20 protein-coding genes, 1 other RNA gene and 1 pseudogene are annotated in these 20,009 nt (G+C 62.3%); 10 read left to right on the forward strand and 12 right to left on the reverse strand.

The window, feature by feature from the left end; translation table 11 throughout:
- Window positions 1-183: 183 nt before the first annotated feature.
- The 5 genes from ppx to ABMD26_RS12415 form a co-directional block, all read right to left on the reverse strand.
- On the reverse strand, window positions 184-1,686 hold the full coding sequence (gene ppx, locus ABMD26_RS12395; RefSeq protein ID WP_049860544.1) for an exopolyphosphatase: 1,503 nt from the start codon (window positions 1,684-1,686) through the stop codon (window positions 184-186).
- A gap of 114 nt (window positions 1,687-1,800) precedes the next feature.
- The gene (locus ABMD26_RS12400) at window positions 1,801-2,532 is read right to left on the reverse strand and encodes an amino acid ABC transporter ATP-binding protein (protein WP_354309833.1); all 732 of its coding nucleotides are present in this window, start codon (window positions 2,530-2,532) and stop codon (window positions 1,801-1,803) included.
- A complete protein-coding gene (locus ABMD26_RS12405; RefSeq protein ID WP_082223624.1) occupies window positions 2,519-3,169 on the reverse strand; it encodes an amino acid ABC transporter permease in 651 nt (216 codons plus the stop codon). The genes ABMD26_RS12400 and ABMD26_RS12405 overlap by 14 nt, the downstream gene beginning before the upstream one ends.
- Window positions 3,166-3,831, reverse strand: coding sequence for an amino acid ABC transporter permease (locus tag ABMD26_RS12410; RefSeq protein WP_049860299.1), 666 nt, complete (start codon window positions 3,829-3,831; stop codon window positions 3,166-3,168). Before ABMD26_RS12410 ends, ABMD26_RS12405 begins: the two co-directional genes overlap by 4 nt.
- A gap of 16 nt (window positions 3,832-3,847) precedes the next feature.
- On the reverse strand, window positions 3,848-4,630 hold the full coding sequence (locus ABMD26_RS12415; RefSeq protein WP_049860298.1) for a transporter substrate-binding domain-containing protein: 783 nt from the start codon (window positions 4,628-4,630) through the stop codon (window positions 3,848-3,850).
- 319 nt (window positions 4,631-4,949) lie between these two features.
- Here ABMD26_RS12415 and trxA point away from each other — a divergent pair, with 319 nt between their 5' ends.
- The 6 genes and pseudogenes from trxA to ABMD26_RS12445 all read left to right on the forward strand — a co-directional run bounded on the left by trxA (window position 4,950) and on the right by ABMD26_RS12445 (window position 12,306).
- Complete coding sequence (gene trxA, locus ABMD26_RS12420; protein ID WP_043192254.1) at window positions 4,950-5,279, forward strand: thioredoxin TrxA; 330 nt, start codon at window positions 4,950-4,952, stop codon at window positions 5,277-5,279.
- A gap of 232 nt (window positions 5,280-5,511) precedes the next feature.
- A pseudogene (gene rho / locus ABMD26_RS12425) lies at window positions 5,512-6,772 on the forward strand (transcription termination factor Rho).
- A gap of 136 nt (window positions 6,773-6,908) precedes the next feature.
- Entirely contained in the window at window positions 6,909-8,864 is a 1,956-nt protein-coding gene (locus ABMD26_RS12430) for an acyltransferase family protein (RefSeq protein ID WP_354309837.1), read from the forward strand.
- An 80-nt stretch (window positions 8,865-8,944) separates the two neighbouring features.
- Window positions 8,945-10,411, forward strand: a complete 1,467-nt coding sequence (ubiD, locus tag ABMD26_RS12435; protein WP_192000318.1) for a 4-hydroxy-3-polyprenylbenzoate decarboxylase — start codon at window positions 8,945-8,947, stop codon at window positions 10,409-10,411.
- The gene (locus ABMD26_RS12440; RefSeq protein ID WP_049860295.1) at window positions 10,411-11,382 is read left to right on the forward strand and encodes a CDP-6-deoxy-delta-3,4-glucoseen reductase; all 972 of its coding nucleotides are present in this window, start codon (window positions 10,411-10,413) and stop codon (window positions 11,380-11,382) included. The genes ubiD and ABMD26_RS12440 overlap by 1 nt, the downstream gene beginning before the upstream one ends.
- A gap of 249 nt (window positions 11,383-11,631) precedes the next feature.
- Window positions 11,632-12,306, forward strand: a complete 675-nt coding sequence (locus ABMD26_RS12445; RefSeq protein WP_049860294.1) for a gamma-glutamylcyclotransferase — start codon at window positions 11,632-11,634, stop codon at window positions 12,304-12,306.
- Between the two features lie 18 nt (window positions 12,307-12,324).
- On the opposite strand, the gene glpT is transcribed toward ABMD26_RS12445, so the two are convergent.
- The gene (glpT, locus tag ABMD26_RS12450) at window positions 12,325-13,671 is read right to left on the reverse strand and encodes a glycerol-3-phosphate transporter (protein ID WP_049860293.1); all 1,347 of its coding nucleotides are present in this window, start codon (window positions 13,669-13,671) and stop codon (window positions 12,325-12,327) included.
- 282 nt (window positions 13,672-13,953) lie between these two features.
- Here glpT and ABMD26_RS12455 point away from each other — a divergent pair, with 282 nt between their 5' ends.
- Window positions 13,954-14,370, forward strand: a complete 417-nt coding sequence (locus tag ABMD26_RS12455) for a flagellar basal body-associated protein FliL (RefSeq protein ID WP_134722029.1) — start codon at window positions 13,954-13,956, stop codon at window positions 14,368-14,370.
- 68 nt (window positions 14,371-14,438) lie between these two features.
- Here ABMD26_RS12455 and ABMD26_RS12460 read toward each other — a convergent pair whose 3' ends face one another.
- The 6 genes from ABMD26_RS12460 to ABMD26_RS12485 form a co-directional block, all read right to left on the reverse strand.
- On the reverse strand, window positions 14,439-14,888 hold the full coding sequence (locus ABMD26_RS12460) for an EVE domain-containing protein (protein WP_354309841.1): 450 nt from the start codon (window positions 14,886-14,888) through the stop codon (window positions 14,439-14,441).
- Between the two features lie 12 nt (window positions 14,889-14,900).
- On the reverse strand, window positions 14,901-15,116 hold the full coding sequence (locus tag ABMD26_RS12465) for a hypothetical protein (protein WP_167649288.1): 216 nt from the start codon (window positions 15,114-15,116) through the stop codon (window positions 14,901-14,903).
- 164 nt (window positions 15,117-15,280) lie between these two features.
- Entirely contained in the window at window positions 15,281-15,898 is a 618-nt protein-coding gene (locus ABMD26_RS12470; RefSeq protein ID WP_320523245.1) for a 5-formyltetrahydrofolate cyclo-ligase, read from the reverse strand.
- 101 nt (window positions 15,899-15,999) lie between these two features.
- Window positions 16,000-16,177, reverse strand: a non-coding RNA gene (gene ssrS, locus ABMD26_RS12475) — 6S RNA.
- 30 nt (window positions 16,178-16,207) lie between these two features.
- Complete coding sequence (locus ABMD26_RS12480; protein WP_122742960.1) at window positions 16,208-16,525, reverse strand: cell division protein ZapA; 318 nt, start codon at window positions 16,523-16,525, stop codon at window positions 16,208-16,210.
- On the reverse strand, window positions 16,522-16,731 hold the full coding sequence (locus ABMD26_RS12485) for a TIGR02449 family protein (RefSeq protein WP_043193782.1): 210 nt from the start codon (window positions 16,729-16,731) through the stop codon (window positions 16,522-16,524). The genes ABMD26_RS12480 and ABMD26_RS12485 overlap by 4 nt, the downstream gene beginning before the upstream one ends.
- A gap of 163 nt (window positions 16,732-16,894) precedes the next feature.
- Between ABMD26_RS12485 and ABMD26_RS12490 the strand changes: the two genes are divergently transcribed.
- The 3 genes from ABMD26_RS12490 to ubiH are packed head-to-tail and all read left to right on the forward strand — an operon-like array spanning window position 16,895 to window position 20,003.
- On the forward strand, window positions 16,895-17,452 hold the full coding sequence (locus tag ABMD26_RS12490; protein ID WP_049860288.1) for a YecA/YgfB family protein: 558 nt from the start codon (window positions 16,895-16,897) through the stop codon (window positions 17,450-17,452).
- Between the two features lie 26 nt (window positions 17,453-17,478).
- A complete protein-coding gene (pepP, locus tag ABMD26_RS12495; RefSeq protein WP_354309844.1) occupies window positions 17,479-18,810 on the forward strand; it encodes a Xaa-Pro aminopeptidase in 1,332 nt (443 codons plus the stop codon).
- Window positions 18,807-20,003, forward strand: a complete 1,197-nt coding sequence (gene ubiH / locus ABMD26_RS12500; protein ID WP_310792163.1) for a 2-octaprenyl-6-methoxyphenyl hydroxylase — start codon at window positions 18,807-18,809, stop codon at window positions 20,001-20,003. The genes pepP and ubiH overlap by 4 nt, the downstream gene beginning before the upstream one ends.
- The last annotated feature ends 6 nt before the right edge of the window (window positions 20,004-20,009 follow it).

Here is a 20,009-nt window from a genome sequence, read left to right on the forward strand (position 1 = left end):
CAGCGAACGGTCAGGGTAAAACCCACCTCCCACAGGGATCGCATTCCAATGTGGGAGCGGGTCTCTTCCCGCGAAAGGGCCTGCGCGGTCTTCAGCGAACGGTCAGGGTAAAACCCACATCCCACAGGGATCGCATTCCAATGTGGGAGCGGGTCTCTGCCCGCGAAAGGGCCTGTGCGGTCTTCAGCGAACGGTCAGGGTAAAGCCCACGCGGGTCAGCCATTCGGCTTCCTGGGCGAAATCGGCCTGGGTCAGTTGGTTGTTTTCCAGCCAGCCATCGGGGAACACCACGTCCAGGCTCTTGGCCTTGGCATGCAGGGAAACCGCCGGCATCGTCTGCGTGCCGCGAATGTGGTGGAACAGGATGGCGAAGCGCAGCAGCACGCACAGGCGGATCAACTGCTCACCGTCATCACCGAACTCGGCGAACTTGTCCTTGGGGATGTTGCGTCGGTGGCCACGCACCAGCAGCGCGAGCATCTGCTGGTCTTCACGCGAGAAGCCGGCCAGATCCGAGTGTTCGATCAGGTAGGCGCCGTGCTTGTGGTAATGGTAGTGGGCGATGTCCAGGCCGATCTCGTGGACCTTCGCCGCCCAGCCCAGCAGTTCGCGCCAGACCCCATCTTCCAGCCCCCAGTCCGCTGCCACCTGGTCGAAGGCATGCAGGGCCTTGCGCTCCACGCGCTCGGCCTGCTCGACGTCGACGTGATAGCGGGTCATCAGCGAACTCAGGGTGCGCTCGCGCACGTCCTCGTGGTGGTGACGACCCAGCAGGTCGTACAGCACGCCTTCACGCAGGGCGCCATCGCAGTGGTCCATGCGCTGCAGGGCGAGCGCATCGAAGATCGCTTCGAGAATCGCCAGCCCCGCCGGGAAGATGGTCCGCCGATCCGGCTTGATGCCGTCGAAATCGATCTTGTCGACATCGCCCAGCTTGAACAGCTTGCGCTTGAGCCAGGCCAGCCCGTCGGCGTTGACCTCGCCGCTGCCCTGACCGCCGGCCTTCAGTGCCAGGCCGATGGCGCGGATGGTGCCGGAGGAGCCGATGGCCTCGTCCCAACTGAGCCGATGCAGAGCGTTTTCGATGCTCATGATCTCCAGGCGCGCCGCCGTGTAGGCCTGGGCATAGCGGGCAGGTGTGATCTTGCCGTCGCGGAAGTAGCGCTGGGTGTAGCTCACGCAGCCCATCTGCAGGCTTTCGCGCAACAGAGGTTCGAACCGCTGGCCGATGATGAACTCGGTGCTGCCGCCGCCGATGTCGGCAACCAGGCGCTTGCCCGGGGTGTCGGCCAGGGTATGGGAAACGCCCAGATAGATGAGGCGAGCTTCTTCGCGGCCGGAGATGACTTCCACCGGATGGCCCAGGATCTGCTCGGCGCGGACGATGAATTCATTGCGGTTGCGGGCTTCGCGCAGGGCGTTGGTGCCCACGATGCGCACGGCACCCAGGGGCAGGCCGTTGATCAGCTGGGCGAAGCGCTTGAGGCAGTCCAGGCCGCGTTGCATCGACTCTTCGCTGAGCTTGCGCTCCTCGTCGATGCCGGCGGCAAGCTGGACCTTTTCCCCCTGACGTTCGAGGATGCGGATTTCATTGACGTGGGCCTTGGCCACCACCATATGAAAGCTGTTCGAGCCCAGGTCGATGGCGGCGATCAGGGACAGGTTCTTGGCTTTGGTCTGCGGCATGGTCAAAGGATCTCGGTCGTTAACCCCCGCATCGTGCCACGATCAGGCGACGGCGCCAACGCGCCATCCTGATCTTTGCCCCCAGGCTCGAGCTCTGGCGAGCCCCAATGGCCTTCAGGCCGGCTGCATGCCGATGAACTGCGCCAGCTCGGGTGTACGCGGATTGGCGAACAAGTCCTTGGGGTCGCCCACTTCGTGCACCTTGCCGTGGTGCATGAACACCAGCTTGTCACCGACTTCGCGGGCGAAGCGCATTTCATGGGTGACCATGATCAGCGTCATGCCATCCTCGGCCAGCTTGCGCACCACGCTGAGCACTTCGTTGACCAGTTCCGGGTCGAGCGCCGAGGTAATCTCGTCGCACAGCAGCACCTTGGGCGACATGGCCAGGGCCCGGGCGATCGCCACCCGTTGCTGCTGGCCACCCGACAGCCGATCGGGGAACGCATCGAACTTCTCGCCCAGACCGACGCGTTCGAGCATCTCGCGGGCCAGTTCGCGGGCGCGGGTCTTGGGCGTCTTCTGCACCACCTGCGGGGCGAGCATGACGTTCTCGCCCACGCTCAGGTGCGGGAACAGGTTGAACTGCTGGAACACCATGCCGACCTTCTGGCGCAGACTGCGCAAATCGGCGCGCGCGGCGTCCAGGTATTCGCCATCGACTTCGATGACGCCGTCATTGATCGATTCCAGGCCGTTCAGGGTGCGCAGCAAGGTGCTCTTGCCCGAACCACTGCGGCCGATGATCGCGACCACCTGACCTTCGTCCACACTCAGGTCGATGCCCTTGAGCACATGATGATCGCCGTAGTACTTGTGCAGGGCGGAAATCCTAAGCAGCGGCATGCAGCCTCCTTTCCAGATAACGGGCACTGAGCGACAGCGGGTAGCACAGGGCGAAGTAGCCCAGGGCGACGAAGCCGTAGACCATGAAGGGTTCGAAGGTGGCGTTGGCCAGCATGCTGCCGGTCTTGGTCAGCTCGGTGAAGCCGATGATCGAGGTCACCGCAGTGCCCTTGACCACCTGCACCGAGAAGCCCACGGTCGGCGCCACGGCGATGCGCAAGGCCTGGGGCAGGATCACGTAGCGCAGTTGCTCGGTCCGGGTCAGCGCCAGGCTGGCCGAGGCTTCCCACTGGCCATTGCCGATGGACTCCACGCAACCGCGCCAGATCTCGGCCAGATAGGCGCTGGTGAACAGCGTCAGGGCCAGGGCTGCGGCCACCCAGGGCGAAATGTCCACGCCCATCAGCGCCACGCCGAAGAACACCAGAAACAGCTGCATCAGCAGCGGCGTGCCCTGGAACACTTCGATGTAGCAGCGCGCTACGGTGCGCAGCGGGTGCATGGGGGAGATGCGCAGGGTCATCACCAGCAAGCCGATCAGCCCGCCGCCGATGAACGCCACCAGGCTCAGGGCCAGGGTCCATTGCAGGCCGGTGAGCAGATTGCGCACGATGTCCCACAGGGTGAAATCCATCAACTGTTCCTCATGATGAAACGCCGACCCAACCAGTTCAGCAGCATGCGGATCAGGATCGACATGACCAGGTACACCAGGGTGGTCAGCAGATACGTCTCGAACGCGCGGAAATTACGTGACTGGATGAAGTTGGCGTAGAAGCTCAGCTCCTGCGTGGCGATCTGCGAACACACCGCCGAACCCAGCATGACGATGATGATCTGGCTGCTCAGCGCCGGCCAGACCTTGGCCAGCGCGGGCTGCAGGACTACGTAGCGGAAGGCTTCGAACCGGCTCATGGCCAGGGCCGCCGACGCTTCGAGCTGGCCCTTGGGTATGGCTTGGATACCGGCACGGATGATCTCGGTGGAGTAGGCCCCCAGGTTGACCACCATGGCCAGCACCGCGGCCTGCCACTCGCTGATCTGCACACCCAGGCTGGGCAGGCCGAAGAAGATGAAGAACAGCTGCACCAGGAAGGGCGTGTTGCGGATCAACTCCACGTAGACCCCGAACAGGCCGGCGAACGGCTTGATCTGCCAGGCCCGCACGGCGCCGCCGACGATGCCCACGGCCACCCCGAGCAGCGCGCCGATGGCGGTCAGCTCAAGGGTGAACAGTGCACCCTTGAGCAACAGGTCGGCCTGAGCGAGTACTGGAGCGAAAGCAAACTGATAGGCCATTGCGTACGCTCGACAATCAGAGATCGGCGGGCAGCGGCTGCTTCAGCCAGGTCTGCGCATTCTTTTCCAGGCTGCCGTCTTTCTTGCCCGCAGCGATGATCTCGTTGACCTTGGCCAGAAGCTCCGGCTGTTGCTTGTTGATGCCCACGTACACGGGCGAGTCCTTGAGCTTGATCTTCAGGGCCGGAATCCGCTTGGGGTTCTTTTCCGAGATGGCCACCATCACCACGTTGCCACTGGCGATCAGGTCGGTCTGGCCGGCGAGGTAGGCGGCGATGGTCGAGTTGTTGTCCTCGAAGCGCTTGATGGTGAGGCCTTCGGGGGCGACCTTGCTCAGCTCGATGTCTTCGATGGCGCCGCGGGTCACGCTGATGGTCTTGCCCTTGAGGTCATCCAGAGTGGCCACCGGTGCTTCCGGCGGGCCGAACACGGCCAGGTAGAAGGGCGCGTAGGCACTGGAGAAGTCGATGACCTGTTCACGCTCGGCGTTCTTGCCCAGGCTCGAGATCACCAGATCGACCTTGCCGGTGGTGAGGTAGGGAATGCGGTTGGTGGAGTTCACCGGGGTGAGTTGCAGCTTCACCTTCAGTTGATCGGCGATCAGCTTGGCGGTGTCGATGTCCAGGCCACGCGGTTGCATGTCGGGGCCGACCGAGCCGAACGGTGGGAAGTCCTGCGGCACGGCGACACGCAAGGTGCCGCGTTCGGTGATGTCGCTCAGGCCGTCGGCGTGAACGGCCTGAGCGAGCATGAAGCTGGCGGCCAGGGCAGTGAACAGCAGTCTGCAGCGCGAAATCATGGCAGTACTCCGATTGCGATCGAGTCGAGGTTGCCAGGGGTGGTAGCACAGCGCGTGCCAGAATGGGGCAGGGCGCGGATTGCGCTGGCTTGCCATGGGTATTGGCGTGTGGAGGCTGCCCATCCGGGGGCACGGCGCGCACCGTTGCGGAGCGCCCTGCACCGCACCTGCGGTCATTCCTGGTGCGTCAGGCGGGGTTCCATTGGCTGTATCACCGATGTTCATAGTGATGATCAATGATCATCGGCTTCCTGTGGCGGCGCTGTGCCGCTATGATGGGCCACGTTTTTCTTTCCGAATATGACCACGGAGACACTCCATGAGCAGCGACCTTATCAAGCACGTCAGCGACGCCAGCTTCGAAGCAGATGTACTGAAGGCTGACGGTGCTGTACTCGTCGACTACTGGGCCGAGTGGTGTGGCCCGTGCAAGATGATCGCCCCGGTACTCGACGAGATCGCCGAAACCTACAAGGGCAAGCTGACCGTCGCCAAGCTCAACATCGACGAGAATCAGGAAACCCCGGCCAAGCACGGCGTGCGTGGCATCCCGACGCTGATGCTGTTCAAGAACGGCAACGTCGAGGCGACCAAGGTCGGTGCACTGTCCAAGTCGCAGTTGGCAGCCTTCCTGGACGCCAACATCTGACACCCGAAAGGCCCCGCATTCGTCGGGGCCTTTTTCTGGCCGGGATACTGGACGCCTGCAAATCCAGGTGTTACATTCGGCCTCGCATTGGTTTCTCCTCTGCCCCCTGCAAGCCGTCGCCGACGCACTCCTACTCGAATCAGTACGCGATCCTGTCGCCTTCTCTGCGGCGCGGCCTCATTAAGCCCAAAGCTTAATTTCTCCCCTCCATACACGATTACGTCATTCCCTTATGAACCTGACTGAACTCAAGCAAAAGCCGATCACCGATCTGCTCGAAATGGCCGAACAGATGGGCATAGAAAATATGGCCCGTTCGCGCAAGCAGGACGTGATTTTCTCCCTGTTGAAGAAGCACGCCAAAAGCGGTGAGGAAATCTCCGGTGATGGCGTGCTGGAGATTCTCCAGGACGGCTTCGGCTTCCTGCGTTCGGCTGACGCCTCGTACCTGGCCGGCCCAGACGACATCTATGTGTCGCCTAGCCAGATCCGCCGCTTCAACCTGCGTACCGGCGACACCATCGTCGGCAAGATCCGCCCGCCGAAGGAAGGCGAGCGTTATTTCGCCCTGTTGAAAGTCGATACCATCAACTTCGACCGTCCGGAAAACGCGAAAAACAAGATTCTCTTCGAAAACCTCACGCCGCTGTTCCCTACGGTGCGCATGAAGATGGAAGCCGGCAACGGTTCCACCGAAGACCTCACCGGTCGTGTCATCGACCTGTGCGCACCGATCGGCAAGGGCCAGCGCGGCCTGATCGTCGCTCCGCCGAAAGCGGGCAAGACCATCATGCTGCAGAACATCGCGTCGAACATCACGCGCAACAACCCCGAATGCCACCTGATCGTCCTGCTGATCGACGAGCGTCCGGAAGAAGTGACCGAGATGCAACGCACCGTGCGCGGCGAAGTGGTCGCCTCGACCTTCGACGAGCCGCCAACCCGCCACGTGCAAGTGGCCGAGATGGTGATCGAGAAGGCCAAGCGCCTGGTCGAGCACAAGAAGGACGTGGTCATCCTGCTCGACTCGATCACCCGTCTGGCGCGTGCCTACAACACCGTGATCCCGAGCTCCGGCAAGGTCCTGACCGGTGGTGTCGACGCCCACGCCCTGGAGAAGCCGAAGCGTTTCTTCGGTGCTGCGCGTAACATCGAGGAAGGCGGTTCGCTGACCATCATCGCCACCGCGCTGGTCGAAACCGGCTCGAAGATGGATGAAGTGATCTACGAAGAGTTCAAGGGTACCGGCAACATGGAACTGCCCCTGGACCGCAAGATCGCCGAAAAGCGCGTCTTCCCGGCCATCAACATCAACCGTTCCGGTACCCGTCGCGAAGAGCTGCTGACCGCCGACGACGAACTGCAGCGCATGTGGATCCTGCGCAAGCTGCTGCACCCGATGGACGAAGTGGCGGCCATCGAGTTCCTGATCGACAAGCTCAAGCAGACCAAGACCAACGACGAGTTTTTTCCTGTCGATGAAACGCAAGTAACGTCTGCTGTTCAAGAAGAGCGCCCGCGAGGGCGCTTTTTTTTGTCCCGCATTGTTTGCATCTGGATTGAAGTTTGCGCGGCTGATAACTTCGCGCCTCCAAGGAACTCTGTCTCGAGACCAGGTAAGGTTTTTTCATGCACACGTTTGGCAATCGCCGTGATATCGACGGACTACGGGCGCTGGCGGTTATCCCCGTCGTGCTGTTTCATTTTGGATTCGATGCATTCAGCGGCGGTTTCGTCGGCGTGGATGTGTTCTTCGTCATCTCGGGGTTTCTGATCACCTCGATTCTATTCCGCGAAATCAGCGCCGGGCGCTTCAGTTTCGTCGACTTCTGGGCACGCCGCGCGCGCCGCATCATTCCAGCCTTGAGCGTGGTCATTCTGGCGACCCTGGCGATGGGTTGGCTGTTGCTGACGGCGAAGGATTTTTCCGAGCTTGGCCGAACCGTGCGGTATCAGTCGCTGTTCATCTCCAACATCCTGTTCATGCGCGAGCACGGCTACTTCGAGCCCGCCTCGGATCTCAAGCCACTGCTGCATACCTGGTCACTGGCGGTCGAAGAGCAGTACTACATCTTCTTTCCGCTGATCATGGTGGTGATGATCCGCTTTTTCAGGCAATGGCGCTGGATCTTGCTGGGCTTGTTGCTGGTTTCATTCGGCCTGAACATCGCCTTCATCGAGCACAAGCCGGCATTCACCTTTTTCTCGCTGCCCACCCGTGCCTGGGAGCTGCTCTGTGGCGCCATGCTCGCGGTAATGCCTGTGCCCAAGCGGGCTGTGCGGCCTTGGGTCTACCAGCTGGTCGGGCTCGCCGGGATGGTGGCGGTCCTGCTTGCCGTGTTCACGTTCGATCGGTCTACGGTGTTTCCCGGTTGGGCGGCCCTGCTGCCGGTTCTGGGTACCACTGCCCTGATCTGGTCCGGGGCGCAGGGTCCGGGCCCGGCGGCACGGCTGCTGAGCCTGCGGCCGCTGGTCTGGGTGGGGTTGCTCTCCTATTCGCTGTATCTGTGGCACTGGCCGGTCTATGTGTATGCCAATGCCATTTCCATCGACGGGATCCAGCCGTTCGAGGCACTGGGCTGGATGGCCCTGGCACTGGGTCTGGCCTGGCTGAGCCTGCGGTATGTCGAATTACCGTTTCGAGAAAAACGTCTGCTGGCAGGGCGCACATCCATATTGGCAGGCGGCTTGGCGGCCATCGTCGTACTGGTGACGATCGGTTCGGCGATTCGCTCCGCCGATGGCGTGCCGGGGCGTCTGAGCGGCAAGGCCCTGGAGTACGCGCAGACCCGTGAATGGCGAGCCGGGCAGATGAAATGCATGGTGGTGACGCAGGACAAGTCGATAGACAAGGCGTGCCTGGTCGGCGGAGAGCAAGCCAAGCCGCCGACCCAGGCGTTTTGGGGTGACAGCCACGCCGCCGCATTGATGCCGGCCATCGAGCGCAATGCCCGGGCTGAAGGACGGTCGGTGTGGCTGTTCAGCATGAGCGCCTGCCCACCGATTCTGAGTGACGAGCCGCGTCAGCGCTGCAAGGACTTCAACCAACAAACCATGGACAAGGTGCTCAGCCTCGGTATCAAGGACGTCGTGCTGGCGTCCAACTGGAGCCTGTACGTCTACGGGCGCGAGGACGGCGACAAAAAGGTCCTGCTCAATGCCCACGACGATACCGCCCAGGCCGAGCAACGCATGGCCGCCGCCATCAAGGCACGTGTGGCTGCCTTGCGAGAGGCAGGGGTGCAGGTCTGGTTGTTCAAGGAAGTGCCGCTGCAGCGCAAGGGCATCATCGATCGACTGACCAGTCTGGCGCGAATAGGGCGTTCGGCCGATGGCCTGGGGCGTCCGCTCCAGGAGCATCTGGCGCGGCAGCGCTTCCTCGGCGACTTGTTCGCGTCCCTGAGCAAGGCCGATCCGGGTGTCCACGTCATTGATCCTACGCCGATGATGTGTACCGATGGTGTCTGCAGCATAGAGGTCAACGGAGCTTCGCAGTACAAGGACGAAGATCACTTGTCCGACGCAGGCGGCGCGCGGCTCAGCCCACTGTTTGCGCCCGTGTTGCTGGGCACGAGCCAAAACTGAGCGATGCCAGGCACTGACGGGCTGCTGTTTGCCCGTCAGAGCAGGTAGGATGTACGCTTATTTTCTAACTGGCATGGTCGATGAAATTCAAGGATCTTCGGGATTTCGTGCAGCAGCTTGAGCAGCGCGGAGAGTTGAAACGCATTCAGGTGCCCATCTCGCCGGTGCTCGAAATGACCGAGGTGTGCGACCGCACCCTGCGCGCAAAAGGGCCGGCGTTGCTTTTCGAAAAGCCCACCGGCTTCGATATCCCGGTGCTGGGCAACCTGTTCGGCACGCCCGAGCGGGTGGCCATGGGCATGGGCGCCGAATCGGTGAGCGAGCTGCGCGAGATCGGCAAGCTGCTGGCGTTCCTCAAGGAGCCCGAGCCGCCCAAGGGTCTGCGCGATGCCTGGTCCAAGCTGCCGATCTTCAAGAAGATCATCGCCATGGCGCCCAAGGTGATCAAGGACGCGCCCTGCCAGGAGATCGTTGTGGAAGGCGACGACGTCGACCTTGGCATGCTGCCCGTGCAGCACTGCTGGCCCGGAGACGTCGCGCCGTTGATCACCTGGGGCCTGACGGTCACCAGGGGGCCGAACAAGGAACGTCAGAACCTGGGTATCTATCGTCAGCAGGTGATCGGCCGCAACAAGGTCATCATGCGCTGGCTGAGCCATCGCGGCGGCGCTCTGGATTACCGTGAGTGGTGCGACAAGCATCCGGGTCAACCTTTCCCCGTGGCCGTGGCCCTGGGCGCCGACCCTGCGACCATCCTCGGTGCGGTGACGCCGGTCCCCGACAGCCTGTCCGAATACGCCTTCGCCGGACTGCTGCGCGGTAACCGCACCGAGTTGGTGAAGTGCCGCGGCAACGACCTGCAGGTGCCGGCCACCGCCGAGATCATCCTGGAAGGGGTGATTCATCCGGGCGAAATGGCCGATGAAGGACCGTACGGCGATCACACCGGCTACTACAACGAAGTCGACAAGTTTCCGGTCTTCACGGTGCAGCGCATCACCCATCGGATCAAGCCGATCTACCACAGCACCTACACCGGCCGACCACCGGATGAGCCCGCTATCCTGGGCGTGGCGCTGAACGAAGTGTTCGTGCCGATCCTGCAGAAGCAGTTCCCGGAAATCACCGACTTCTACCTGCCGCCCGAAGGCTGCTCCTACCGCATGGCGGTGGTGACCATGAAGAAGCAGTATCCGGGGCACGCCAAGCGGGTCATGCTCGGGGTGTGGTCGTTCCTGCGCCAGTTCATGTACACCAAGTTCGTCATCGTCACCGACGACGACATCAATGCCCGGGACTGGAACGACGTGATCTGGGCCATCACCACGCGCATGGACCCCAAGCGCGACACCGTGATGATCGACAACACCCCGATCGACTACCTGGACTTCGCATCGCCGGTGTCGGGTCTGGGCTCGAAGATGGGCCTGGATGCCACGCATAAATGGCCAGGCGAGACGACGCGCGAATGGGGGCGGGTCATCGTCAAGGACGAGGCCGTGACCCGACGCATCGATGAACTCTGGAATCAGTTGGGAATAGATTGATGCGTGTGACCTTGCAACCTTCGGGCGTGGTGCTGGAAACCCTGCCTGGCGAGCGGATCCTGGCTGCCGCGCAGCGCCTGGGCTACGAATGCCCGCAGAGCTGCCGCAACGGCAATTGCCATGTGTGCAGCGCGGTGCTGGTGGAAGGCAGCGTTCGCGAGGAAGGCGTCGTGATCGATCATGGCGAGTTTCACACCTGCATCGCAGAGCCGTTGGAGGACTGCGTGATCCTCTGGGACGGTGTGCTGGCCAAGGGCGAGCTGCCGGTGCGCAGCCTCGCCTGCCAACTGGTCGACTGCGTCGATATCGGCGGCGACGTCTGGCGTGTGCGCCTGCGCGCGCCGGCTGGCAAGCCGCCGCGCTACCACGCCGGGCAATACCTGATGATCGAGCGTGACAACGGCGAAAAGTCCGCTTTTTCCCTGGCTTCCGCGCCTCATAGCGGGCGCGATCTGGAGTTGCACGTGCTGGTGCGCGAGGCCAGCGCACAGAGCCTGATCGAGCAGTTGCAGCGCAATGGCATGGCCCGTGTGCACATGCCCTACGGCGATACGCACCTGTCCGAGTTGCCCGACGGGCCGTTGGTGCTGATTGCCGCGGGGACTGGCATGGCGCAAATGAACAGCCTGATCGAGCACTGCCGTTCCCAGGGCTTCAAGCATCCGGTGCATCTGTACTGGGGTGTGCGTCGCCCCGAGGATTTCTACGCGCTGGAACATTGGGAGCAATGGAAGCAGTTGCCCAACCTGTTCCTGAACAAGGTGGTGAGCGACCTGTGCGGTTGGGAAGGGCGCTGCGGCATGCTGCACGAAGCGGTCTGCGAAGACATCGCCGACCTCGGCGGGGTGCATGTCTATGGCAGCGGCTCACCGGCGATGATCTATGCCACGCTCGATGCCCTGGTCGAAGCCGGCATGGATGCGCACCAGATGCGTGCGGATGTCTTCGCCTACGCGCCGCGCCCACTCTAGTTTCTTCGCCACTGCTTCATTTCGTGGCTTGAACTTCTTCACTGCATGGCCGGCGTCGAATACGACGCCGTGTAATCGTGCACGGAGTTTTATGCCTGTACCGCTTTGGTGCTTATAACCAATCTATTTGAAGTTGATTATAAGCGCTTGTATTTATTGACCAATCTGCCATACGGTAGGGGCGCGACAGTTGCAATGCGTTAGAGTAAGGGTTCATTGCAATCTTACGGGGATAACAGGCGACTGCTTATGTCGGTACTCGAAACTGCGCACTTGAATGTGGTCTATCCACCGTCGCTCGATCTCGGGCCGCAACTGACCCACGAGCAACTTCTTCACTCACTGAATACGACGATGCGACGTCATCGTGGTGGTCCGGTCTGGCTGTTCGCCTACGGCTCGCTCATCTGGCGGCCTGAGTGCAGCGCTGCAGAGCGGCGCCGCGCTCGAGTCCATGGCTATCACCGGGGTCTGTACCTGTGGTCCCACGAGCACCGAGGCACGCCCGAGCGGCCGGGCCTGGTGTTCGGTCTTGACCGTGGCGGCTCCTGCGCCGGGTTCGCCTACCGCCTGCCGCAGGAAAATCTCGAAGACTCGCTTTTGGCGCTTTGGCAGCGTGAAATGCCCTATCCCTCCTACCGCCCGCACTGGCTCAACTGCCGTCTGGAAGACGGCACCAAAGTACAGGCGTTGGGTTTCGTGCTGGAGCGGCATTTGCCCAGCTATGCCGGCAACCTGCCCGACAACCTGCTGACACAGATTCTGGACAGTGCCAGTGGGCGCTTCGGCAGCACTCGTGATTACGTCGAGCAGACCGTCAGTGCCCTGCGCAATCACGCAATGCCGGACAAGAACCTGGAAGCCAGGCTCAAGCGTTGCCATCAGGGCAGCTGCACTCAGGCTTCGCAGCAATTCCTGCCCTGACGGCGTAGCCTGGGTCAATCAGGCATGGCGCTCGGCGCTGGCCACCTGCTTGTGCCAGAGCGTGGGGATCAGGAAGACGATTGCCAGCAGGCAGGCGCCGATCAGCAGGACGAAACCACCGTCCCAGCCGAAGTGATCCACGGTGTAGCCCATCGCGGCGCTGGCGGCGACCGAGCCACCCAGGTAGCCGAACAGGCCGGTGAAGCCGGCGGCGGTACCTGCCGCTTTCTTCGGTGCCAATTCCAGGGCCTGCAGGCCGATCAGCATCACCGGGCCGTAGATCAGGAAGCCGATCGAGAACAGCGCGATCATGTCCACGGTCGGGTTGCCTGGTGGGTTGAGCCAGTACACCAGGGTGGCAACGGTCACCAGGGCCATGAACACCACACCGGTCAGCCCGCGATTGCCGCGGAAGATCTTGTCCGACATCCAGCCGCACAGCAACGTGCCGGGAATGCCGGCCCACTCATAGAAGAAGTACGCCCATGAGGTGGTGTCCACGGTGAAGTGCTTGGCTTCCTTGAGGTAGGTCGGCGCCCAGTCAAGTACGCCATAGCGCAGCAGGTAGACGAACACGTTGGCCAGGGCGATGTACCACAGCATCTTGTTGCGCAGCACGTATTTGACGAAGATTTCCTTGGCGGTGAATTCTTCTTCGTGGCTGGCATCGTAGCCTTCCGGGTAATCGTTCTTGTACTGCTCGATCGGCGGCAGGCCCACCGATTGCGGCGTGTCGCGCATGGTCGCGAAGGCGAACAGGGCCACCAGCAACGCCACCGCGGCAGGCACGTAGAATGCCGCATGCCAATCGTTGAACAGGCCCATGCCGAGCAGGAACAGGGGGCCGATCAGGCCACCGCCGACGTTGTGCGCCACGTTCCACACCGACACCACGCCGCCACGCTCCTTCTGCGACCACCAGTGCACCATGGTTCGCCCACTGGGCGGCCAGCCCATGCCCTGGGCCCAACCGTTGATGAACAGCAATATGAACATCATGGTGACGCTGGACGTTGCCCAGGGTGCGAAGCCGAACACGAACATCACGCCGGCCGAGATCAGCAGACCGAACGGCAGGAAGTAGCGCGGGTTGGAGCGGTCGGAGACGATCCCCATGAGGAACTTCGACAGGCCGTAGGAAATGGCGATGGCAGACATCGCCAGACCCAGCTGGCCACGGGTGTAGCCTTGCTCTTCGATCAAATAGGGCATGGCCAGCGAGAAGTTCTTGCGCAGCAGGTAATAACCGGCATAACCGATGAATATCCCGGCGAAGATCTGCCAGCGAAGGCGGCGGTAGGTGCTGTCTATCTTTTCATCGGGCAGGGCGGCGCGATGAGGGGCGGGGCGGAAGAAGGCGAACATGCACAAGCTCCATTTATTGTTATTTGCTGCGGATTCGAATGTTACAGTTTCATTACCGAAAACAAAATCGATTACCGCCCAGTGGAGTGCGCGAAAATGTTGCAATGCGAACTCAAACGGTTCAGTTCTGCTCGTCATGTGGTTTCGTTTGTGGGAAGAACCGTTTCAGCTCTTCGGATTCGTATGAGCTATTGAATTGTCTATCCTGGCCGATACAGACAGGTAACAGCACTGGCCGGCACGACAGCCCGGCCAGGACACGACCTTGCGGAGAAATCAAAGATGAAAGCCTGGGTATCCATAGTGCTGGCGTTGGTCCTGCCAACCGCCGTGATGGCCAATGAGGCAGCCAAAGAAGGTGAGAATGCCGCGCCCAAGGTGGCCTATATCGGCATGACCCCACCGTTCGTGGGCAACTACGCTCTGGATGGCGGCCCCAAGCTGCACGTATACAAGGCAGACATCGCCTTGAAGGTGACCGGGACGGAGGCGGAGGCTGCGGTGAAGCGCCAGGATCCGCTCTTGCGCAATCAACTGGTGGCCTTGTTCGCGCAACAGACTTCCGACTCGATGAGCAATGTCGAGGGCAAGGAAAAGCTGCGCCAGGAAGCCCTCAAACAATTGCAGCAAGTGATGAACGACGAAGAGGGCAAGCCCATCGTGGAAGACTTGCTGTTCAATAACTTGATTGTGCAGTAACAGCGCAGACGGTCAGTCGGCACTTAAGCGACATCAATTTCAGAGTAGGCCACGGCCTATTCGAATGTTCAGCGCAACTGCATTACCAGCGCCCACTGTTCTGCCGTCACCGGCATCACCGAAAGGCGGCTGCCTTTTTGCACCAGGGGCATTTCGGCCAGACCTGCTTGCTGCTTCAGATAACCGAGCCCGAGCACTTTGCCAAAGGTCTCGACGTGCACGACGTCGACCGAGGTCCAAGGGTTCTTCTCGGCGCTGGCCTTGGCGTCGAAGTAGGGGCTGTGCGGGTCCAGGCCGGTGGGGTCTGGATAGTCGGCGGCCACGATTTTGCCTACACCGGCTATGCCAGGTTCGGGGCAGCTGGAGTGATAGAAGAAGAATTCATCGCCCACCGCCATGGCGCGCAGAAAATTGCGCGCCTGGTAGTTGCGCACACCGTCCCAGCGCGTCTGGCCAAGCGTGGCCAAGTCCTGGATGGACAGTTCGTCAGGTTCGGATTTCATCAGCCAGTAGGCCATGACAGGGGTTCCTCAGTGATACGAAATGGCCAGCTTTTTGGGGGTGGAAAAGTAGCCGACAATTGGTTGCGCACAAAGTTTGCTTGTCGTTGAAGCTTGCCCCAGAATGCGCGCAAATTTAAGCCCGGCGCTGCTGTTCGGCAGGCCAGAATACCGTTCCGTTGATTCTTGAATTGCCTTGTAGGGGGGCAGCGTCGATGCGCCGTAAGCCGGATTTGTTGTGGACATTGGTGATCTTGTTTGGTCTGGGTGTGGTCACCACCGGATACGCGCAGAGTCTGTGGGCGAGCAAGGCGGATACGGGTGTTGAGTTGACCGTGGTGCAGACTTCGGTGGTGAGCTCGCGGTAACGGCGGCGCGGCTTTCGCGGCCACTGACCGCTCCAACAGGTTTCAAGTCAGATACCAAGCCCTGTCCGTGACCGTGCCCTGCAACGGTACATCCCAACTGGCCTGCGCCAGGCGCTCCACCTTCTGGCATTCATGGGCCAGCCCCAGCAGCACCGGGGCCTGCCAGGCCGTGCGCCGAGCGCGATAGGCCAGGCTGCGGTCGTAGAAGCCGCCGCCCATGCCCAGGCGTCCCCCTTCGTCATCGAACCCCACCAGCGGCAGCAGGATCAGATCCAGCGCCCAGATGGTGCGTTGGCGGGCGCGCTGGATACGGGGTTCGGGGATGCCAAAGCGGTTGGGACGAAGCTTTTCGCCTCGGCGTACCTGCTGAAACACCATTTTAGTGCGCGGCCAATCGCTGAGCACCGGCAGGTAGGTCCGCTTGCCGCGCCGCTGGGCCTCGCGCAGCAAGGGCCGTGGGTCGATCTCGCCGTCGTTGGGCAGGTACAGCGCAATGTGCCGGGCACGCCGAAACAACGGGTGCTGAGCCAGTTGCCGATAGAGGCCCTGGGCAGCCTGACGCTGTTGTGCGGGAGTAAGGGCGCGACGCGCGGCACGCAGTTGGCGCCGCAATTGCTGACGAGACGGTTGTTGACGAGGCAGCGGCGCGGAGGCGGTCATGGGCGCGGTCGATCCTGATCACGGACGCCACCGGGGCTGTGCTGCCCAGCGACAAATGAAAAGCCCACGCCGAGTCGAGCTGGCATGGGCTGGAAATTCAGGTACTCCCCGACGAACCGCTGTCGGTGTAGCCCTTGAACCCGAAAGTTCAAGGTGGAGATCACAGGAGGTTTTAAGGCTTTCCGTCGAGCGGACATGCACACCAACCCCACGTGCAACCCCCGTGGTTGTGCGTATCGGCTCAGGGACATGACCGACTGGCAAGCACTCCAGGGAGTGGCGCCAGTATACAGAAAAGCTTTGCGGATTTCAGCCCTTGGGCGTTTCCGGATCGTTGGCAAGCACCAGATCCACGCGTTCGAGCAGATCACGGACCTGTTCGCGGGTGTTGTCATTGACCGGGAGCGGCGGTGTGTCCTGGCGGTGCAGCAGGTCGTGAGTGATGTTCAGCGCGGCCATGACAGCAATGCGGTCGGCACCGATCACCTTGCCGCTGCTGCGGATCTCGCGCATCTTGCCATCCAGGTAACGGGCGGCGTTGACCAGATTGCTGCGCTCCTGCGGCGGGCAGATGATCGAGTATTCCTTGTCCAGGATCTGAACGGTGACGCTATTGCTTGAACTCATGAGTCTTGCTCCAGGGCCTTGAGGCGCGAAATCATGGACTCGACCTTACGCCGGGCGATTTCATTCTTTTCGATGAGACTTGCGCGTTCCTCGCGCCAGGTCTTTTCCTGCGCTAATAGGAGTCCGTTTTGTCGTTTAAGTTGCTCGACTCGTCCGATCAATGATTCGAGTCGGCTCATCAGCGCTTGCAGGTCGTTGTGTTCCATGGAGTCCCGGTAGGTACGGTTGGAAAAAGTCGCCTGCCGCTGAACTGGCAGGTCCGGTGAAGATGAACACGTAGTTGGCCGCGTCGATAGTCTGGCGCGGTTGCCGGTGCTAGGATACAAGGCCTTCATTCTAGTCATTGCGCCGTCTGGCGCCTAGTTGCCCATGCCTATTCAGAATTCCCCCTATCACGCCTTCGCCACCCTGCTCAACAGCAGCGGCCACACCGTTTCGCCTGCCGAACTGCACGGCCTGTTGCTGGGGCGCAGTTGCGCCGGGGCCGGCTTCGAGGTCGAGCCATGGCTGGTCGATGCCGCCGACCTGCTCGGCGCACCCGCCGAAGACAATGTTCGCCAGGCCTTGATCGGCCTGCAGGAAATGGTCAAGGGCGAGCTCACCAGCGACGACATGACCGTGGTACTGCTGGTCCCCAGCGACGAGTCGCCTTTGCCCGAGCGGGCTGCCGCCCTGGGCGAATGGTGCCAGGGTTTCCTGGCTGGTTTCGGTCTGACCGCACGCGACACGGCGTTGAGCACCGAAGCCATGGAAGTGCTGCAGGATCTGGCGGCCATCGCCCAGGTGCAGGACGCGCTGGAAGAGTCCGAAGACGGCGAGACCGACTACATGGAAGTCATGGAATACCTGCGGGTCGCGCCGCTGCTGCTCTACACCGAGTCGGCCAAGCACCCGACCGCGGCCAGCGCCAAGCCGTCTCTGCACTGACCTGACCCCGGAGCCTGCGCCTGCCCATGAGCCACATCCCGAAATCGGAATATGCCCGCCGCCGCAAGGCACTGATGGCGCAGATGGTGCCCAACAGCATCGCCATTCTGCCCGCGGCCGCGGTGGCCGTCCGCAATCGCGACGTGGAGCACGTCTACCGCCAGGACAGCGATTTCCAGTACCTGAGCGGCTTTCCCGAGCCCGAAGCGGTGATCGCCTTGATTCCGGGGCGCGAGCATGGCGAGTACGTGCTGTTCTGCCGCGAGCGCAATCCGGAGCGCGAGCTGTGGGACGGGTTGCGGGCCGGTCAGGAAGGGGCAGTGCGCGATTTCGGTGCCGATGACGCCTTTCCCATCAGCGATATCGACGACATCCTGCCCGGCCTGATCGAGGGACGCGACCGCGTCTACTCCTCGATCGGCAGCCACCCGGAGTTCGATCGGCACCTGATGGACTGGATCAACAGCATCCGCTCCAAGGCGCGCCTGGGCGCCCAGCCGCCCAATGAATTCGAAGCGCTGGACCACCTGCTGCACGACATGCGTCTGTACAAGTCGGCGGCCGAGATCAAGGTCATGCGCCGGGCCGCCGATATTTCTGCGCGCGCCCATGTCCGTGCCATGCAGGCCTGCCGCGCCGGGCTGCACGAGTACAGCCTGGAAGCCGAGCTGGACTACGAGTTTCGCAAGGGCGGGGCGAAGATGCCGGCCTATGGCTCAATCGTGGCTGCGGGTCGCAACGCCTGCATCCTGCATTACCAGCAGAACGATGCGGTGCTGCGCGACGGCGATCTGGTGTTGATCGACGCCGGTTGCGAAATCGAATGCTATGCCAGCGACATCACCCGTACCTTCCCGGTGAGCGGTCGCTTTTCGCCCGAGCAGAAAGCCATCTACGAGCTGGTGCTCGAGGCGCAGCAGGCCGCCTTCGCCGCGATCGGTCCCGACAAGCACTGGAACCAGGCCCATGAAGCCACGGTCCAGGTCATAACCCAGGGGCTGGTGCGGCTGGGTCTGCTCAAGGGCGAGGTCGACGAGCTGATCGCCCGCGACGCGCATCGCGCGTTCTACATGCACCGCGCCGGCCATTGGCTGGGCCTGGATGTGCATGATGTCGGCGAGTACAAGGTCGGTGGCGAGTGGCGGGTGCTCGAACCCGGCATGACCCTGACCGTCGAGCCCGGCATCTACATCGCGCCCGACAACCTCAGCGTTGCGAAGAGGTGGCGGGGCATTGGCGTACGAATCGAGGACGATGTAGTGGTGACCAAGAAAGGCTGCGAGATTCTTACCGGGGCGGTGCCCAAGTCGGTCGCCGATATCGAGGCGCTGATGGCGACCGCGCGGGCTGAGGCATGAGCCGCTTCAATCTGGCCATCATCGGTGGCGGACTGGTCGGCGCGAGCCTGGCCCTGGCATTGCAGGCCGGTGCCAAGGCTCGCGGTTGGAACATCGTCCTGATCGAGCGCTTCGCCCCCGGGGACGCCTACCAGCCCAGCTATGATGCGCGCTCCTCGGCGTTGTCCTACGGCACCCGGCAGATCTATGAGCGCCTGGGCTTGTGGCCGGCGATCAGCCAGCGTGCCGAAGCGATTCGTCAGATCCATGTGTCCGACCGCGGTCGCTTCGGCACCGCGCGGCTTCGCGCCGAGGACGAAGGCGTACCGGCCTTGGGCTATGTGGTGGAGAACGCCTGGCTCGGCCAGTGCCTGTGGCAGGCGCTTGACCGAGAGGTGGTGAGCTGGCGCTGTCCGGCGGAAGTCACCGGCACCCAGGCCTTGGCCGACGGTTACGCATTGACCTTGAACGACGGCACCCAGGTGCAGTGCGACCTGGCCGTGCTGGCCGACGGTGGTCGTTCCGAGCTGCGCGAACAGTTGGGCATTGCCGTGCAGCACACGCGCTACGATCAAGACGCCTTGATCGCCAACATCACCCCCGGCAATCCGCATCAGGGGCAGGCGTTCGAGCGCTTCACCGATGATGGGCCGATGGCCTTGCTGCCGTTGCCCGACAACCGTTGCGCACTCATCTGGACCCGTACGCCCGCCGATATCCGCCGCCTGCAGGGGCTGTCCGATGATGCGTTTCTGCAGGAGTTGCAGGGGGTGTTCGGCTACCGCCTGGGCACCTTGCAACGCGTGGGCGCCCGGCACGTCTATCCGTTGTCGCTGGTACGGGCCGAGGAGCAGGTGCGTTCCAATCTGGTGGTCCTGGGCAACGCGGCGCATGCGTTGCACCCCATTGCCGGACAGGGCTTCAACCTGTCGATGCGCGACGTGCAGGCACTGGCCGATGCCTTGCTCGCCAGCACCGGCCATGTGGGCGAGCTGTCGCTGCTGCGTGGCTATGAGCAACGCCAGCGCCTGGATCAGAACCTGACCGTGGGCTTTTCGGACCAGCTGACGCGTTTGTTCGCGACACCCGATCCATGGGTCGCGGTGGGCCGCAATCTGGGCCTGCTGGGGCTCGATCTGCTGCCGCCGGCCAAGCGCTGGTTCGCACGCCAGGCCATGGGCCTGGGCACTCGGTCGGACATCAAAGGGCAATGAATACAG

Origin of the sequence: Pseudomonas sp. PvP001, from assembly GCF_040546375.1 — a bacterium.
GTDB lineage: Bacteria > Pseudomonadota > Gammaproteobacteria > Pseudomonadales > Pseudomonadaceae > Aquipseudomonas > Aquipseudomonas coleopterorum.